We start from the raw sequence: 16848 nt of genomic DNA, 5'->3' as shown, positions 1-16848 counted from the left end.
GCGCGCCGCAGGATGTGCGGGAGCCGTCACCGCGGCTCGTCGCCGGGACGGAACGCCTGCGTCGGCGCCGGGTCCGACGTGCGCTCGGTCTCGCCCTCCGAGGGACGGTCGGTGTCCTCCCGCTGGGTGTCTGCGGCCCGGGGGGCGAGCACCGTCGGCTCGTCGACGTCGCCACCGGCGGGCTCGCCCGTCCGACCGGCCGGACCCGGAGTCCCGGCACCGTACGACGCCTGGGCGCCCGTCGGGGTGTAGGCCTGCTGTCCGGGGTGCTGGCCCTCGGCATGGGGCCGGTCGACGCGCAGCGGCTGGCTCAGGTGTTCGGTCTGGGCGCCGGCGTCCGGGCTCGGGTAGTGCTCACGCGGCTGCGCCCCCGAGTACTGGGTGCCGGGGTACTGGCCCCCGGCATACTGACCGGAGGGGTACTGGCCCGAGGGGTACTGGCCGGACGGGTACTGGCCGGAGGGGTACTGGCCGGACGGGTACTGGCCCGACGGGTACTGACCCGACGGATACTGCGGCTGCTGGTAGCCGGGGTACTGCGCCGAGGACCCGGACGGGTAGGCCGAGGACCCGGACGGGTAGGACGGGTAGCCGGAGCCCGGCGTTCCGTATCCGCTCGCTGTCGCGCCGGGAGCGTAACCCTGCCCCGCACCGGCACCCTGTGCTCCGTAGCCCTGAGCTCCGTAAGCCTGCCCGCCGTAACCCTGGCCGCCGCCCTGGCCGCCGAACGACTGGGCGGGCGAACGACGCTGGCCGGGCACCAGGATCCCGATCCCGAAGAGCAACGCCATGAGCGCGAGCGCGGTCTGCAGGAAGCCGAGGACGAGGATGGACACCCCGCCCCAGGAGATGCCGGTGTCGTCCGGGAGGTGGAAGAGCTGGAACAGCGACACCACGAAGCCGACCGCGGAGGCCGTCACTGCGACGGAGCGCAGATCCTGGCCCGGCAGCAGCGACAGCGCAGCGGCCGCGCCGCCGAAGAGCAGGAAGGCCAGCGGGACGACCGCGAACCCGAAGTCGAACGACGACAGCGCGACCTGGGTGCCGAAGGAGATGCGCACGTACGGCGCCAGGCCGAGCAGGAAGTTCAGCACCGCCAGCACCGCCACGGCAATCGGCAGGAGCAGCGGCACCACCTTGTCGGAGGCGCCTCGGGTGGCGGGTCCGGATCCTGCCCCGGTCGACGACCCCGAGGGGCCTGCCGGGTTGTCGGACCGGCCCGTTCCCGAGCCTGCTGGGTAGGTCATCGCTCCTCCTGAAGTCGTCGGCTGCTCTGCGACCAGCCTAGGCACGATCACGGTGGGCGGCAGGAGTCCCGCGAATCCGGCGAATCCCCACCGGCGAGAATGTGCCCATGCCCAGCACCCTCGAGCCCGGACCGGACGTCGTCGCCGAGACGGAGATCAAGCACTCCCGGTTCCTCGCCGTGCTGCGCCGCGTCGACTCGGACACCGCCGCGCTCGCCTTCGTCGAGGAACAGCGGCGGCTGTATCCCGATGCGCGGCATCATTGCTGGGCCTTCGTGGTGGGCGACGAGCCGGCGCACCGGGCAGAACGCTCGAGCGACGACGGAGAACCGGGGGGCACGGCCGGGGTGCCGATGCTGCAGGTGCTGCACCACCGCGATCTGGTGAACGTCGCGGTGGTGGTCACCCGCTGGTTCGGTGGCATCAAGCTCGGCGCGGGCGGACTGGTCCGGGCGTATTCGGGTGCGGTGGCGGTCGCGGTCGATGCGGCGACGCTGGTGCCCCGGGAGCGGCGGGAGGTGTTCACGCTGGCGGTGGGGCACGGTGATGCCGGACGCGTGGAGTCGGAACTGCGGGGCCGCGGAGTGAGCGTGCTCGACGTGTCCTACACGGAGCGTGTCGTCTTCACCGTCGCGGCGCGGGACGCGACCGAACTGCAGAACCTGGTCGCCTCGGTGACGGCCGGTGCGGGAGAACTCGTGCCCGTCGGCACCGAATGGGTCGACGGGTAGGCAGCGGAGCTGCCGGTGTGTCCTTTGGGCTGCCTGGACCACCCAAAGGACACACCGGCGGCGAAGCCGCTTCGCTCAGAGCGACTGCAGGATCTCGCGTGCGAGCGCGGCGGTCTCGGACGGCGTCTTGCCGACCTTCACGCCGGCCGCCTCGAGGGCGTCCTTCTTGGCCTGCGCGGTGCCCGAGGAACCGGAGACGATGGCGCCGGCGTGGCCCATGGTCTTGCCCTCGGGAGCGGTGAACCCGGCGACGTAGCCGACGACCGGCTTGGTCACGTTGGCCTTGATGTAGTCGGCCGCGCGCTCCTCGGCGTCGCCGCCGATCTCGCCGATCATGACGATGAGCTTGGTCTCGGGGTCCTTCTCGAACGCCTCGATGGCGTCGATGTGGGTGGTGCCGATGACCGGGTCGCCGCCGATGCCGATGGCGGTCGAGAAGCCGAAGTCACGCAGCTCGAACATCATCTGGTAGGTCAGCGTGCCGGACTTCGACACCAGGCCGACCGGGCCCTTGCCGGAGATGTTGGCCGGGGTGATGCCGACGAGCGACTCGCCGGGGGTGATGATGCCGGGGCAGTTGGGGCCGATGATCCGGGTCTTGTTGCCCTTCTCGACGTTGTAGGCCCACGCGTACGCGGTGTCCTGCACCGGGATGCCCTCGGTGATGACCACGAGCAGCGGGATCTCCGCGTCGATGGCCTCGATGATGGCGTCCTTGGCGAACTTCGGGGGAACGAACGCGATCGAGACGTCCGCGCCGGTCTCCTTCATCGCCTCCGCGACGGTGCCGAAGACGGGTAGCTCGACGGCGGAACCGTCGGCCGCGGTGTGGGACACCGTGGTGCCGGCCTTGCGGGCGTTGACGCCGCCGACGACCTGGGTCCCAGCCTTGAGCATCAGGGCGGTGTGCTTGGTGCCCTCGCCGCCGGTGATGCCCTGGACGATGACCTTCGAGTCCTTGTTGAGGAAGATAGACATGTTCTCCGTGTGTCCTTACTTCGCGGCGTACGCCAGCTCGGCGGCCTTGTCAGCGGCCTCGTCCATGGTTCCGACCAGCGTGACCAGCGGGTGGTTGGCGTCGGCCAGGATCTTGCGGCCGGCCTCGACATTGTTGCCGTCCAGACGGACGACCAGCGGCTTGTTGGCCTCGTCGCCGAGGATCTCGAGCGCCTTGACGATGCCGTTGGCGACGGCGTCGCACGCCGTGATGCCACCGAAGACGTTGACGAACACGCTCTGGACCTGGGAGTCGTTCAGGATCACGTCCAGGCCGGCGGCCATGATCTCGGCCGAGGCGCCACCGCCGATGTCGAGGAAGTTGGCGGGCTTGACGCCGCCGTGCTTCTCACCGGCGTACGCCACGACGTCGAGGGTCGACATGACCAGGCCCGCGCCGTTACCGATGATGCCGACCTGGCCGTCGAGCTTGACGTAGTTCAGGTCGTGCTCCTTGGCCTTGGCCTCGAGCGGATCGGTGGAGTCCTTGTCCTCGAGCTCGGCGTGCTCGGGGTGACGGAAGCCCGCGTTCTCGTCGATGGTGACCTTGCCGTCCAGGGCGAGGATCTGATCGTCGGGGGTACGCACGAGGGGGTTGACCTCGACCAGGGTGGCGTCCTCGGCGACGAAGACCTCCCACAGCTTCTGGATGGTCACGGCCGCGGCGTCGAGCACCTCGGCGGGCAGGTGACCCTGCTCGGCGATGCTGCGCGCGAACGCGAGGTCGACACCCTTGACGGCGTCCACGGACACCTTGGCGAGACGCTCCGGCTTGGTTGCCGCGACCTCTTCGATCTCCATGCCGCCCTCGACCGAGCACATGGCCAGGTAGGTGCGGTTGGCACGGTCGAGCAGGAAGGAGATGTAGTACTCCTCCGCGATGTCGCTGGCCTCGGCGACCAGCAGCTTCTTGACGATGTGACCCTTGATGTCGAGGCCGAGGATGTTCTCGGCGTGGGTCTTCGCATCCTCGGGGGTGGCGGCGTACTTCACGCCGCCGGCCTTGCCACGACCACCGGTCTTGACCTGGGCCTTGACCATCACAGGCTTACCGATTTCCTCGGCGATAGCCTTGGCATCGTCGGCCGTGTCGGTCACACGACCCAGCGACGTCGGCACACCATGCTTGGCGAAGAGTTCCTTCGCCTGGTATTCGAAGAGATCCATCTGCTCACCGTCTCGTCTGCGTTGACGCCCGCTCGAGGGGTATGAGCGGGTCCGTTCGGACTGTAACTAGTCGGAAGTCCCACCAAACGCCCGCACTCCTGGTATGTGTCGCATGTCACCGGAGTGAGGACCCCCGGGGGTACCTCACGGATTTTCCTCCCGGATTGTGAGCCACGCCGCAGCCAGGAGGAGCACCACCCCCAGGATTGCAGGCAGCGTGAGGACTCCGTTCACCGGCTCCTGCTCCGAGGTCCGTACGAGCGCCCACGAGGCCGCGTACAGGGCCACCGAGGCCGCCGCGCCGAGCAACAGCGCAGTGCCTCGGGCCGGCCGCGCACGCCCTGCGACCAGCACCGCCGCTACCACTGCGACGGCCAGCACCGCCCGCCCCCACACGTCGTAACCCCAGGGGTAGCTCAGCACCGAGCCGGCGCCGGGCTGCAACGGCAGCAGCACCCCGATACCGGCAGTGAGAGCCGCAGCCGCGCCCACCGCGCGCCTTACGGGCCCGGCGGTGCGTTCGACGGAGGTGTCGATGCCGTCGCGTTCCGCACCTCCCGCGAGGACGACGAGCACGCCCGTCACCGCCGCCCCCGGGATCGCGGCCCCGGCCAGCCAGGTGCCCGGCCCGGCGCCGACACCGGGCAGGCCCGCGGCGAGCACCCAGGACTGCAGCACCGCCCCGGCGGCGGCGACCATCCCGGCGGCCGGCACCGCGACGGCGGGTCGCAGCGGAGCGGCGAACTCGGACAGCAGCAACCAGAAGCTCAGCGCCAGCACGAGCAGGCCCGCCGCGAACAGCATGCGCGCAGCAGACAGTTCGGGCGCCGTCGCACCGGCGGGCACCGACAGCACCGGCAGCAGCGACCCCACCGTCGCGACGACGCCGGTGACGATCCCCGCGACACCCGCTTGCCGATGCCGCTTCGCCGGAGCGGGCGGGACCGCCCTGCGCACCCGCGGTGCGGCACGGTCCGACCGCGCGACGAGACGAGGCAGCGCGACCGCGGACGCGACGAGCAGGACGGCGGCGAGCACGCCGACGGCGACCCCGGGCGACGGCGCCAGCCGCGCACCGGTCAGCCCTGCCGCCAGCCGCGGCCCCAGGATGGCCAGCGCACCGAGTCCCGCACCTGCGAGCACGCCCGTCGCGGCGGCCGACGACGGCGTCACCAGCGCCCACGTTGCTGCCAGCACCACCGCGACCGCCGCCAGCAGGGCACCGAGCGCGGCAGCCGGCGTCGCATCGAGGACGCCGGAACCGAGCAGTACCGGATCGTTCGACACGAAGGGCGGGGCGAGCAGCGCGCCGGCCGTGACCAGCGCAGCTACCGCGACGCCGGCTGCGACCGGCGTCGCGGCACGGGCACCGACGGGCCGTTCCTCGACCGGGAGGCGGGCGGCTTCGAGTTGCCGGACCGCGACGGCCCCGAGGACTCCGGCGACGACCGAGGCGAGGTGACCGGCGAGGACGACGCCGGCGCCGGGGCCCGCCGCGAGTCCCGCGGCGGTGACGGGCCGGAACAACTCGAGGCGGTCCGCGTCCAGGGCATCGGTGAACAGCGCGACGTCGAGCAGGACTGCGCCGAGTGCGACGAACCCTGCGCCCGAGAGAAGCGCGGCGGCCCGGACGGCGGCGAGGGCGCCGCGCCGGCGGGCGAGACTCACCGCACCGACGGGAACCGCCAGCGCGGCGACGGCGGAAACGAGGGCTGCGGCGCCCGAAGCGGCACCGATCGGTCCCTCGTCGGCGCCGACCACCGGAAGGATGGGGGCGACCGCCACCGCCGTGGCTCCGAGCGCGGCCAGGACGAGCGCGGCGACAAGTACGGGCGGACGACTCGGCACGACCCGACGCTACGACGGCGTTCCGGTACATCCCGGCGTGACACACCGTAAGTCTTCGGTATCGCGCCGTAACCAGGAAAATGTTTCCCGATTCGCCCAGCTCAAACTGTGATGCCAGTCACAAGGTCCGTTTTCCTGCCCGTTTAGGTTGCCACGCTTGCGATCGTTTCGTTACCGTCGCTTCGGTCCGAGTAACGGTCAGGTCACGAACGGAGGACGGCAGTCGATGCACACTTGCACTCCACGCGCCGACAGCCGTCCCGACTACGAGTTCGACGATGTCGACTTCGTAGGGGCGACCGACCGCCTCTACCCGGGCCACTGGCAGCCGCAGGAGCACTACTTCGACGAGGGCACTGCGGACGATCCGGACGTCTCGAGCATTGTGAATTTCCGTAACACCAGCACCACCGAAGAGTACGAATTCTACGGCGACGAGCCGGCCCGGCCGCTCACCGCCCCCACGGTATCCGACGGTGATCCGGCCGCCCCGCCTCGTCGCGGCGGCGCCCACCGCGTTCCCACTCCCCCCGCCGCCCTCAAGGGCCGTGCCGCGGTTCTCGCGGTCGCCGCCGGCGCTGTCGTCGCCGCGGGCCAGGCGGCCACCAGCGGTCCCGCTCAGGATTCCGGGCATTCCGAGGTCGCCCTCGCCGCCGACACCACCGGCTCGAACGTCATCACCGCCACCGCGGTGCCGCAGGCCGCCCAGTTCGCCGCGGAGACCGAGTCCGAGAGCGCGGCCCCCTCCCAGGCCCCGCAGGTCCTCAACATCGCGGACCCGAACGACCTGTCGCAGTTCTCCAATCTGCTCGCCAAGGGCCAGCGATTCAGCGAGGAGCGCGCCGCCCGCGAAGCCGCCGCCCGTCGCCCGCTGTTCGTCCTGCCGGCAGCCGGCGTCTTCACCTCCAGCTACGGTGCCCGCTGGGGAACCCTGCACGCCGGTGTGGACATCGCCGGCCCCATCGGGACCCCGATCCTCGCAGTCGCCGACGGCACCGTCATCGACTCCGGTCCGGCGTCCGGGTTCGGCATGTGGGTGCGTCTGCGCCACGCCGACGGCACCGTCACCGTCTACGGCCACATCGATCAGTCCATGGTGACGGTCGGTCAGCAGGTCATGGCGGGTGACCAGATCGCCACCATGGGTAACCGGGGCCAGTCCACCGGCCCGCACCTGCACTTCGAGGTCCACCTCAACGGCATCGACAAGATCGATCCGCTGCCCTGGCTCGCGACTCGCGGCATCTCCCTCGGCATCCGGAACGACTGACCGCCGACCGCATTCGCGGCAAGGGCCCCGCACCAGCCGGTGCGGGGCCCTTGCCGCGTCCGGCTCAGAGCTTGACCATCGGCACGCCGCCGACGAGCATCAACCGCACCTTCCCGGCGCTGCCGAAGTCGACGACCACCGTCGCGGTCGGCCCGGAGCCGCGGGTTTCGAGAACCGTGCCGAGGCCGTACTTGTCGTGACTGACCCGATCGCCGACGGCGAGCACGAGATGGTTGTTGCGCGAACGCCCGGAGCTCGGCTGCCGGTCGCCGCCGAACCGGGAAGTTCCACCCCCGAAACCGGAACCGATCCCGCCGTAGCCGCCCCGCCCGCGGCCGGCCCCGATGGCGTGCCCCCCGGTCACTCCCGGATCCTCCCGGCGCCATTCCACGAGTTCCTGCGGGATCTCCTGGAGGAAGCGTGATTCCGGATTGGTCACCGGCTGCCCCCAGGCCGAGCGCAGCACCGCGCGGCTCAGATACAGGCGCTGCCGCGCGCGGGTGAGTCCGACGTAGGCCAGGCGCCGTTCCTCCGAGAGCTCGGCCGGGTCGCCGAGGGCGCGCATGTGCGGGAACTGCCCGTCCTCCCACCCGGTGACGAATACCACCGGAAATTCGAGACCCTTGGCGGTGTGCAGCGTCATCAAAGTGACGACCCCGTCGCCCTCCTCGGGGATCTGATCGGCGTCGGCTACCAGGGACACCCGCTCGAGGAATGCCGCCAGCGAACCGGGCTCGGGCTCCCCTTCCGGCACCTCACGTTCATCCTCGAGGCCCGCGGCGTTGCGCGCATCCGAACTGAATTCTCTTGCCACGCTGACTAATTCGTTGAGGTTGTCGAGCCTCGTGCCGTCCTGGGGGTCGTCGCTGGCCTCGACCTCGGCGCGGTATCCGGTGCGATCGAGCACTGCTTCGACGACGTCGCCGACGTCGACGAGGTCGTTGCCGTCGGCGTCGGTCTCGGTGAGCATCGCCCGCAGTTCGTCCATGAGGTCGACGAACGCGGCGACGGCCTTCTGCGAACGGGAGTTCAGGAGCGGCACGGTCCCCTCGGCGGCGTCGCGCAGCGCTCGGCCGAACCCGACGCCCGTGCGTTCGGCGTGCACCGCCACGCACGCCTCCGCGCGGTCACCGATGCCGCGACGGGGCGTGTTGAGAATCCGGCGCAGGCTGACCGTGTCGTCCGGGTTGGCGAGCACCCGCAGGTACGCGACGAGGTCACGAACCTCCTTGCGCTCGTAGAAGCGCACGCCGCCGACCACCCGGTAGGGCACGCCGTGCCGGATGAACACGTCCTCGAGGGCGCGCGAGGAATTGTTGGTGCGGTAGAAGACCGCGATGTCGGCAAACTTCGCTTCACCGGCGTCGACGAGCCGGTCGATCTCCGCGGCGACGAACTGTGCCTCGTCGTGCTCGTTGTCGGCGACGTACCCGGTGATCGGCTCCCCCGCACCGGAGTCCGTCCACAGCCGCTTCTCCCGCCGCCCGGTGTTGCGGGCGATCACCGCGTTCGCCGCCGAGAGGATGGTCTGGGTGGAACGGTAGTTCTGCTCGAGCAGGATCGTGCGAGCCTCGGGATAGTCGCGTTCGAACTCCTCGATGTTGCGGATCGTCGCGCCACGGAACGCATAGATGGACTGGTCGGCATCGCCGACGACACACAGTTCCGCCGGCGCGACCGCGTCGTCCGACACGGTGTCGTCCGCCCCGCCGACGAGCGTGCGGACGAGCACGTACTGCGCGTGGTTCGTGTCCTGGTACTCGTCGACGAGAACGTGGCGGAACCGTCGGCGGTAGTACTCGGCCACCTGCGGATGCGCCTGCAACAGCGCCACCGTCTCCCCGATCAGATCGTCGAAGTCGAAGGCGTTGGCCGCGCGCAATCGCTGCTGGTAGTGGGCGTAGACCGTCGCGACGATCCGTGGCAGTTCCGACGCCTCGCGGTCCGCGTCGGCCGCGGCCTCCTCCGGACCGATCAACTCGTTCTTGAGATTGGAGATGTGCGTGGCCAGCAGCCGCGCGGAGTACCGCTTGACGTCGAGGTCGAGGTCCTTGGCGATCATGGTGAGCAGACGCCGGGAGTCGTCGGCGTCGTAGATGGTGAAGTTCGAGTTCATCCCGGACAGCAGCGCCGACTGCGCCCGCAGGATCCGCACGCAGCTCGAGTGGAACGTCGACACCCACATGCTGTTCGCCCGCGGACCGACGAGGTGGGCGACGCGTTCGCGCATCTCGGCGGCCGCCTTGTTGGTGAACGTGATGGCCAGGATCTGGCCCGGCGTCACCCCCCGCTCCCCCAGCAGGTACGCGATTCGCCGGGTCAGCACCGCCGTCTTGCCCGAGCCGGCCCCCGCGACGATGAGCAGCGGAGAACCCGTGTGGGTCACCGCCTCCCGCTGCTGTGGGTTGAGACCCTCGAGCAGAGCATCGGAGGTCGTCGCTCGCACCCCCGGATTCGGGGCGGGGACGGGACGGCCGGAGGCAACGGGAGTGTTCATCGTGGTACCAAACTACCGGCGATCGCCGACAGCCGTGCCGCCCGGGCGGGACCGATTCGACAGGTATGCCTTACTTGGCCGGTTCGGGGACGGATGGCAAACTGAACGTCATGTCATGTGCTCCACGTCGCCGCTACCGGCGACACTGCCATCGGTACGAGAGCCGATGACCGAGGCCTGACCGCACCCCGAGGCTTCGGCTGCCGCACCACCGAAGCCCGAGCCGACGGCCGGACCGGTAACGCCCGCAGAATCCGAAGCGATCCCAGAGCTGACGCGAGGAGACGACATGAGCACCAACACCGAGGCCACCGGTTCCGGAGCCAGCGCATCCGATGCTGCCCTGCCCACCACCGAGGCGGAGATCGACGAGCTCCGCAAGGAGATCGATCGGCTCGACGCCGAGATCCTCGCAGCGGTCAAGCGCCGCACCGAGGTCTCGCGCATCATCGGCCAGACCCGCATGGCGTCCGGCGGCACCCGCCTGGTGCACAGCCGGGAGATGAAGGTCCTCGAGCGATTCAGCGAGCTGGGCCAGGAGGGTCACACGCTGGCCATGCTGCTGCTGCGGCTCGGCCGCGGCCGACTGGGCCACTGAGGAACTGCGGCCGACTGGGGCACTGAGAGGCCACGGCCGACTGGGTCACCGAGTCCCCCGGGCTCCGGTACGCCCCCGAGCACGCGACGCTCGGGGGCGTAGCCGTCGCGCAGGTCACTGCAGCGCGATGTACTTCGTCTCGAGGTACTCCTCGATGCCTTCGCTGCCGCCCTCGCGGCCCAGGCCGGAGGCTTTGACGCCGCCGAACGGTGCCGCCACGTCGGAGATCACACCCCGGTTGACGCCCACCATGCCGGACTCGAGGGCCTCGGACACCCGCAGCGCCCGGTCCAGGCTCTGCGTGTAGATGTACGCGGCCAGGCCGTATTCGGTGGCGTTGGCCGCGTCGATCGCCTCCTGCTCGGTGTCGAACCCGGTCACGGCGGCGACGGGACCGAACACCTCCTCGCGCAGGATCCGGGCGTCGGCCGTCACCCCGTCGAGGACGGTCGCGGGGTAGAACCATCCCCGGCCGTCGGGGACGTCCCCGCCGAGTCGCACGCTCGCGCCGGCTGCGACCGCATCCTGCACCAGCGTGCCCACGGTCTCCCGCTGGCCGGCGTTGATCAGCGGGCCGAGCGTGGTTCCGGGGTCGGTGCCCGGCCCGAGCCGGTACCGCCCCATCCGCTCGGTGAGCTTCTTCACGAACTCCTCTCGCACCGGATTGGCGACGTGGAAGCGGTTCGCGGCCGTGCACGCCTCGCCCCCGTTGCGCAGCTTGGCAGCCAGCGCTCCCTCCACCGCGGCGTCGAGGTCGGCGTCGTCGAACACCAGGAACGGCGCGTTGCCACCCAGTTCCATCGACGTGCGCAGCATCGCCTTCCCCGCCCGCTCCGACAGGGTCCGGCCCACCTCGGTGGAACCGGTGAAGGTCAGCTTGCGCAGGCGGGGATCGTCGATCAGCGGGCCGGTGACCGCGCCGGCACGCGAGGTCGGCAGCACCGACAGCACGCCCTTCGGAAGCCCGGCCTCGGCGAACAGCTGGGCGAGCAGCAGCATCGTCAAGGGGGTTTCCGACGCCGGCTTCATCAGGATCGTGCAGCCCGCGGCGAGGGCGGGACCGATCTTGCGGGTACCCATCGCGAGCGGGAAGTTCCACGGCGTGATCGCCAGGCACGGTCCCACCGGCTGCTTGGTCACCAGGATCCGTCCGTTGCCTGCGGGTGCGTACGTGTAGCGCCCCGAAATCCGCACCGCCTCCTCGGCGAACCAGCGGAAGAACTCGGCCCCGTACTTGGTCTCGGCCCGGCTCTCCGGCAGAGCCTTGCCCATTTCGAGTGTCATCAGGAGCGCGAAGTCCTCGGCACGTTCGGTGATCCTCGCGAACACCGAACGCAGCAGTTCGCCCCGCTCACGCGGCGCGGTCGCCGCCCACTCGTGCTGCGCGGCCACCGCGGCGTCGAGGGCGCGGACGGCGTCGGCGGGGCTCGCGTCGGCGACCTCGGTGAGGGTGTCGCCGGTGGCGGGATCGTGGACGGGGAAGGTGGCGCCGTTCTCGGCGGCCACCCAGTCCCCGCCGAGGAACAGTTCTGTCGGTACGGTCCGGATCAGTTCTTCGGTGTCCATGTCCCACATCATGCGCTCCGGGACCCCGGCCGGTTCCGAACCCGCCGGTAACTACGGGCCCGCACTAGGCTCTGAATTCATGAGCGACGTGACTCGAACCGCACCGTGGCAGCAGTTGGACCGGCACCGTTCGGAACTCGAGGCGGTGGATCTGCGGGGATTGTTCGCGGCGGATCCGGTTCGGGCCCAGCGGTTGTCGGTCACCGCCGGGGACTGGTACATCGACTACAGCAAGCACCGCATCACCGACACCACGGTGGGGTTGCTGCTGGATCTGGCCCGCGCCGCCGGCGTCGAATCCCACCGGGACGCGATGCTCGCCGGGGAGCACATCAACACCACCGAGGATCGCGCGGTGCTGCACACCGCACTGCGCCTGCCGCGGTCGGCGACGCTGCCCGTGGACGGCGCCGACGTGGTCCCCGAGGTCCACACCGTGCTCGACGCAATGGCCGGCTTCGCCGAGAAGGTCCGCTCCGGCACCTGGCGCGGCGCCACCGGACAGACGATCACGACGGTGATCAACATCGGGATCGGCGGTTCGGACCTGGGCCCGGCCATGGTGGCGCGGGCGTTGCGGCACTACGCCGACGGCCCCGACGCCCGGTTCGTCGCCAACATCGATCCGGCGGACCTGACCGCGCAACTGTCCGGCCTGGATCCGGCCAGGACGCTGTTCGTGGTGGCGTCGAAGACGTTCACCACCATCGAAACGCTCACCAACGCCACCGCTGCGCGGCGCTGGCTGGTCGCCGCGCTCGGTGAGGACGCCGTCGCGGCGCACTTCGTGGCCGTGTCCACCAATGCCACCAAGGTCGCCGAGTTCGGTATCGACCCGGCGAACATGTTCGGGTTCTGGGACTGGGTGGGCGGACGGTACTCGGTGGGCTCGGCGATCGGCCTGTCGGTGATGTGCGCGATCGGTCCGGCCCGCTTCGCCGAGTTCCTGGCCGGGATGCACACCGTCGACGAGCACTTCGCCACCGCCCCGCTCGAGGCGAACGCGCCGGTGCTGCTCGGGCTGCTGGGGGTGTGGTACGCGTCGGTGCTGGGGGCGCAGACACGGGCGGTGCTGCCCTACAGCCAGGACCTGGCGCGGCTGCCGGCGTATCTGCAGCAGCTGACCATGGAGTCGAACGGCAAGTCCGTGCGGCGCGACGGCAGTCCCGTCGACCACGACACCGGAGAGATCTTCTGGGGTGAGCCGGGCACCAACGGTCAGCATGCGTTCTTCCAGCTGCTGCACCAGGGCACCCGGCTGATCCCGGCCGATTTCGTCGGGTTCGCCACCGCGCTCGAGGATCTGCCCACCCGGGACGGCACCGGGAGCATGCAGCAGGTGCTGCTGGCGAACATGCTCGCCCAGGCCAAGGTCCTCGCGTTCGGGAAGACCGCGGCCGAGGTCGCCGCCGACGGCACCGATCCGGCGCTGGTGGCGCACAAGGTGATGCCCGGCAACCGGCCCTCGACCACCCTGCTCGCCCCGGCGTTGACGCCCTCGACGCTGGGCCAGCTGATCGCCCTGTACGAGCATCAGGTGTTCGTCCAGGGCGTGATCTGGGGTATCGACTCGTTCGACCAGTGGGGCGTCGAGCTCGGCAAGACCCAGGCCCTGGAGCTGGCACCCGCGCTGACCGGCGAGGCGGACCCCGACACCGGCGACAGTTCCACCGACACTCTCGTCCGCACCATCCGGCGGTGGCGCCGCAAGTAGCACCGGCGGGCCGATGCCGGACCTTCCGGCAGACCCACCGGTTGGGGCGCGGGCTCGGGCGTTCAGGCGGCGTGCGGACGGGACCAACGGCGGGTCATGTGCACCCGGCCGCCGCCGTCGACGAGGCGGGCGGCCAGGTCGTACTGCTCGAGCCACCGCACCGCGGGCGCTCCGCGGCGCAGAGCTGCCGCGGCCGCGGCGTCGGCCCACAACGCGTCCTCGGCGATGACGGTGACCTGCACCCACCGTCCCGAGACGTCGTTCTCGCTGTTCTGCTCTTCGTCGGATTCGTCGCGCATGCGCGTCGCCATGGCGCTTCCCGCCGGGAGTTCGACGGTGCCGGCGCCGGGGACGGACACCTGCCACCCGCCGGCGGGACTGTGACCGGCGGTGGCCGTCACGTCGCCCATACGCACCAGGACACCGCATTCGAGGCTGCGTGCCACGGTCGCGGCGGCCCGGTCGGCGGTGTCGGCCCTGGCCGTCTCGGTGATGTCGAGGTTGACGCCGAACGGGGCCAGCACGGTCTCGCCGTCGAGGTGGATGTCGCTGTAGTCGGGAAGCGGATGGATGGGCGGGGTGGCGTCCTCGTCGATCCCGGCGTCGTCGGCCGCCAAGGGACTCACCGTCCCGTCGGTCATCCGGGCGGCCCAGAGCGCCGAACGCAGCAACGCCGACAACCTCGGGCTGACCTGCACGGGAATGCCTTGGGCGAGATTGACCTCGTGGATCTCCGCATCGCCGCGCTGCGGGTTGCAGGCCGCCTCGGATTCCGCGATCGCGGCACGCACCCGCGTTTCGGCCTCCACCAGGGCGGCGTACTCGGTAACGGCCACCGCGACCGGGACCCCCCACTCCCGCCATTCGCTGCTTCTGATCATGAGGGGCTCCGGGCTCGCTCGACGATCGTTGTCGTTACCTCCAGTATGCCCTGCGGATCGTCGCCGGTCGGGGTGGCGTGAGGATCGCCGCCGATCAGACGCGCGCGAGGATCGCCGCGGTGTCCACGCCGGGGGGCATGGTCCCCAGGGCGATGCCCCAGTCGTCGCCCAGCCGCGTGGCACAGAATGCGTCCGCGACGGCGGGATGCCCGTGGCGCACAAGCTGCGCACCCTGCAGGACCAGCGCCATCAGTTCCACGATCCGGCGGGCCCGGTACTCGACGTTCTCGAGGTCGACGAGTTCCTTGCCGACGCGCGCCAGGGCATCGTCGAGGCGGGAGTCGGCCCCCTCGGCCAGGCGCACCTCGGCGAAGAACGCGTCTACCGTCTCGGGCTGCTTGCCCATCGCCCGCAGCGCGTCGAGGGCGGCGACATTGCCCGAGCCCTCCCAGATCGACATGAGCGGTGCCTCGCGGTACAGCCGCGGCATTCCGGATTCCTCCGCATAGCCGTTGCCGCCGAGGCATTCGAGGGCTTCCGCGGCGTGGGCGGGGGCGCGCTTGCACACCCAGTACTTGGTGACCGCGAGAGCGATGCGGCGCAGCGCCGCCTCCTGCGGATCCGTCGATGCGCGGTCGGTCGCGCCGGCCAGCCGCATCATCATGGTCGTCGCGGCTTCCGACTCGACGATCAGGTCGGCGAGCACGTTCCGCATGAGCGGCTGGTCGACGAGCAGGGCACCGAACGCCTTCCGGTGGCGGGCGTGGTGGACGGCACGCAGCGTCGCCGCGCGCATTCCGGTCGCCGAGCCGATCACGCAGTCCAGGCGCGTCATGTTCACCATTTCGATGATGGTGTTGACGCCGCGGCCCTCCGCGCCGACGAGCCAGCCGGTTGCGCCCTCGTACTCGATCTCGGAGGACGCATTGGACTTGTTCCCGAGCTTGTCCTTGAGTCGCTGGATGCGGATGGGGTTGCGGCTGCCGTCGGGAAGCACCCGCGGCAACAGGAAGCACGAGACGCCGCCGGCGGTCTGCGCCAGCGTGAGGAACATGTCCGACATCGGTGCGGAGGTGAACCACTTGTGTCCGACGATGCGGTAACTGCCGTCCGCCTGAGGTGTCGCGGTCGTCGTGTTGGCCCGCACGTCCGATCCGCCCTGCTTCTCGGTCATGGACATGCCGGCTATCAGGCCGCGTTTGGTGGACGGTTCCCGGAGCCCGAAGTCGTAGTGCGGGGCGGTGAGCAGCGGCTCGTACGTCGCAGCGAGTTCGGGGTTGTGCCGCAGCGCCGGTATCACCGCGTACGTCATGGAGATCGGACACATGTGTCCCGCTTCGGCCTGGCCCCACACGTAGAACTTGGCGGCCCGGGCGACGTGCGCCCCGGCCCGGGGGTCGCGCCACGGTGCCGCGTGCATGCCGTGCTCGACGGCCACCGTCATGAGGTCGTGCCAGTGCGGATGGAACTCCACCTCGTCGATGCGGTGCCCGTAGCGATCGTGGGTGTGCAGCACGGGCGGGTACTCGTTGACGAGCCTGCCCCATTCCTGCGCGCGCGTCCCTCCGGCGAGCGCGCCGATCTCCCGGACCTCGTCCTCGGACCAGGCGGCTCCTTCGCGGCGCAGACCCTCGAGCAGTGCCGCGTCGTCGGCCGCCTGGTACGGCACGAGGTCGGGCACCTGGTTGAACACCTCGTGGGTGCCGGGATACGTGGGTGATTCGGTCATGGCCGGGCTCCTAGTGCGCGTAGGGCGAATGCGACGAGTTCGGGGACGGTGTCGGTGGCGGCCACACCGGACTGCAGCGGGCCGGTGAGGACCTCGCCGACGGCGCCGACGAGGGCGGCAGCGGACAGCGCCGGGTTGCGAGAGGTGAGATCGCCCGAGTCGACACCGCGGCGCACGGCGTCCTCGAACGCCGCCGCGAAGGCGCGGCGCAGCACCAGGCGTTCGGCGTCGACGGCCGCGTCGACGGGTTCGGCGAGCAGGGCGTAGGCGAGGGTGGGGTTGCGCAGGGCGCGGCGGGCGAAGGTCTCGACGACGGCGGCTACCTGTGCGGCCGCACCGTGCGGCCGGGCCGCGTCGGCGGCCGCGACGACGGCGTCGACCTCCCGCCCGCACAGGCTGCGGAAAATGCGCACCATCAGTTCGGACTTGTCGGCGTAGTGCCGGTAGACGCTGCCGGTGGCGACGCCGGCGCGCTCGGCGACCGCCGCGATGGACAGTCCCTGGTAGCCGCGCTCGGCCAGCAGGCCGACGGCGGCGTCGGCGATCGCCTCGCGTTGCGCGTCGAGCCGTTGCTGCACGGCGGGGGTCCGGCGGTAGGCCACGA

The 16848-nt window shown here is 70.7% G+C and carries 13 protein-coding genes; 4 read left to right on the top strand and 9 right to left on the bottom strand.

The features are described 5' to 3' along the window. Nucleotides 1-26: 26 nt before the first annotated feature. Entirely contained in the window at nucleotides 27-1247 is a 1221-nt protein-coding gene (locus AC2IPW_RS06150; protein ID WP_486376506.1) for a DUF5336 domain-containing protein, read from the bottom strand. A 107-nt stretch (nucleotides 1248-1354) separates the two neighbouring features. Between AC2IPW_RS06150 and AC2IPW_RS06145 the strand changes: the two genes are divergently transcribed. After that, the gene (locus AC2IPW_RS06145) at nucleotides 1355-1978 is read left to right on the top strand and encodes an IMPACT family protein (protein ID WP_416062922.1); all 624 of its coding nucleotides are present in this window, start codon (nucleotides 1355-1357) and stop codon (nucleotides 1976-1978) included. 75 nt (nucleotides 1979-2053) lie between these two features. Here AC2IPW_RS06145 and sucD read toward each other — a convergent pair whose 3' ends face one another. From sucD to AC2IPW_RS06130, 3 genes are all read right to left on the bottom strand, one after another. Continuing rightward, a complete protein-coding gene (gene sucD, locus AC2IPW_RS06140; RefSeq protein WP_003937757.1) occupies nucleotides 2054-2956 on the bottom strand; it encodes a succinate--CoA ligase subunit alpha in 903 nt (300 codons plus the stop codon). Between the two features lie 15 nt (nucleotides 2957-2971). After that, the gene (gene sucC / locus AC2IPW_RS06135) at nucleotides 2972-4141 is read right to left on the bottom strand and encodes an ADP-forming succinate--CoA ligase subunit beta (RefSeq protein ID WP_003937756.1); all 1170 of its coding nucleotides are present in this window, start codon (nucleotides 4139-4141) and stop codon (nucleotides 2972-2974) included. A gap of 144 nt (nucleotides 4142-4285) precedes the next feature. Beyond that, nucleotides 4286-5989: a hypothetical protein gene (locus AC2IPW_RS06130; RefSeq protein ID WP_486376505.1), complete on the bottom strand. Its 1704-nt coding sequence runs from the start codon at nucleotides 5987-5989 to the stop codon at nucleotides 4286-4288. A gap of 226 nt (nucleotides 5990-6215) precedes the next feature. Between AC2IPW_RS06130 and AC2IPW_RS06125 the strand changes: the two genes are divergently transcribed. Next, nucleotides 6216-7259 carry a M23 family metallopeptidase gene (locus tag AC2IPW_RS06125; RefSeq protein WP_416062920.1) on the top strand — a complete coding sequence of 348 codons (1044 nt, stop codon included), beginning with the start codon at nucleotides 6216-6218 and terminating at the stop codon, nucleotides 7257-7259. Nucleotides 7260-7323: 64 nt separating this feature from the next. Here AC2IPW_RS06125 and pcrA read toward each other — a convergent pair whose 3' ends face one another. Beyond that, nucleotides 7324-9756, bottom strand: coding sequence for a DNA helicase PcrA (gene pcrA / locus AC2IPW_RS06120; RefSeq protein ID WP_486376504.1), 2433 nt, complete (start codon nucleotides 9754-9756; stop codon nucleotides 7324-7326). Between the two features lie 289 nt (nucleotides 9757-10045). On the opposite strand from pcrA, the gene AC2IPW_RS06115 reads away from it, so the two are divergent. Next, a complete protein-coding gene (locus tag AC2IPW_RS06115; protein ID WP_003937752.1) occupies nucleotides 10046-10354 on the top strand; it encodes a chorismate mutase in 309 nt (102 codons plus the stop codon). A gap of 114 nt (nucleotides 10355-10468) precedes the next feature. On the opposite strand, the gene AC2IPW_RS06110 is transcribed toward AC2IPW_RS06115, so the two are convergent. Then, nucleotides 10469-11920, bottom strand: a complete 1452-nt coding sequence (locus AC2IPW_RS06110) for an NAD-dependent succinate-semialdehyde dehydrogenase (RefSeq protein WP_416062918.1) — start codon at nucleotides 11918-11920, stop codon at nucleotides 10469-10471. A gap of 79 nt (nucleotides 11921-11999) precedes the next feature. Here AC2IPW_RS06110 and pgi point away from each other — a divergent pair, with 79 nt between their 5' ends. Beyond that, complete coding sequence (pgi, locus tag AC2IPW_RS06105; RefSeq protein WP_486376503.1) at nucleotides 12000-13634, top strand: glucose-6-phosphate isomerase; 1635 nt, start codon at nucleotides 12000-12002, stop codon at nucleotides 13632-13634. 62 nt (nucleotides 13635-13696) lie between these two features. On the opposite strand, the gene AC2IPW_RS06100 is transcribed toward pgi, so the two are convergent. The 3 genes from AC2IPW_RS06100 to AC2IPW_RS06090 all read right to left on the bottom strand — a co-directional run bounded on the left by AC2IPW_RS06100 (nucleotide 13697) and on the right by AC2IPW_RS06090 (nucleotide 16846). Then, the gene (locus tag AC2IPW_RS06100) at nucleotides 13697-14515 is read right to left on the bottom strand and encodes an FAD:protein FMN transferase (protein WP_416062916.1); all 819 of its coding nucleotides are present in this window, start codon (nucleotides 14513-14515) and stop codon (nucleotides 13697-13699) included. A gap of 94 nt (nucleotides 14516-14609) precedes the next feature. Beyond that, nucleotides 14610-16244: an acyl-CoA dehydrogenase family protein gene (locus AC2IPW_RS06095; protein WP_486376502.1), complete on the bottom strand. Its 1635-nt coding sequence runs from the start codon at nucleotides 16242-16244 to the stop codon at nucleotides 14610-14612. Next, nucleotides 16241-16846, bottom strand: a complete 606-nt coding sequence (locus AC2IPW_RS06090; protein ID WP_124259062.1) for a TetR/AcrR family transcriptional regulator — start codon at nucleotides 16844-16846, stop codon at nucleotides 16241-16243. Before AC2IPW_RS06090 ends, AC2IPW_RS06095 begins: the two co-directional genes overlap by 4 nt. Nucleotides 16847-16848: the final 2 nt, after the last annotated feature.

The organism is Rhodococcus sp. NS-SX18 (genome assembly GCF_057367935.1).
The sequence above is the reverse complement of the archived record's forward strand: the minus strand, read 5'-3'. Positions and strand labels throughout refer to the sequence as shown.

Coding starts and splice junctions, on each gene's coding strand:
- pcrA (WP_486376504.1), bottom strand. CDS start 9,756: ATGAACACTCCCGTTGCCTCCGGCCGTCCCGTCCCCGCCCCGAATCCG.
- AC2IPW_RS06115 (WP_003937752.1), top strand. CDS start 10,046: ATGAGCACCAACACCGAGGCCACCGGTTCCGGAGCCAGCGCATCCGAT.
- AC2IPW_RS06095 (WP_486376502.1), bottom strand. CDS start 16,244: ATGACCGAATCACCCACGTATCCCGGCACCCACGAGGTGTTCAACCAG.
- AC2IPW_RS06125 (WP_416062920.1), top strand. CDS start 6,216: ATGCACACTTGCACTCCACGCGCCGACAGCCGTCCCGACTACGAGTTC.
- sucD (WP_003937757.1), bottom strand. CDS start 2,956: ATGTCTATCTTCCTCAACAAGGACTCGAAGGTCATCGTCCAGGGCATC.
- AC2IPW_RS06150 (WP_486376506.1), bottom strand. CDS start 1,247: ATGACCTACCCAGCAGGCTCGGGAACGGGCCGGTCCGACAACCCGGCA.
- sucC (WP_003937756.1), bottom strand. CDS start 4,141: ATGGATCTCTTCGAATACCAGGCGAAGGAACTCTTCGCCAAGCATGGT.
- AC2IPW_RS06110 (WP_416062918.1), bottom strand. CDS start 11,920: ATGGACACCGAAGAACTGATCCGGACCGTACCGACAGAACTGTTCCTC.
- AC2IPW_RS06100 (WP_416062916.1), bottom strand. CDS start 14,515: ATGATCAGAAGCAGCGAATGGCGGGAGTGGGGGGTCCCGGTCGCGGTG.
- AC2IPW_RS06145 (WP_416062922.1), top strand. CDS start 1,355: ATGCCCAGCACCCTCGAGCCCGGACCGGACGTCGTCGCCGAGACGGAG.
- pgi (WP_486376503.1), top strand. CDS start 12,000: ATGAGCGACGTGACTCGAACCGCACCGTGGCAGCAGTTGGACCGGCAC.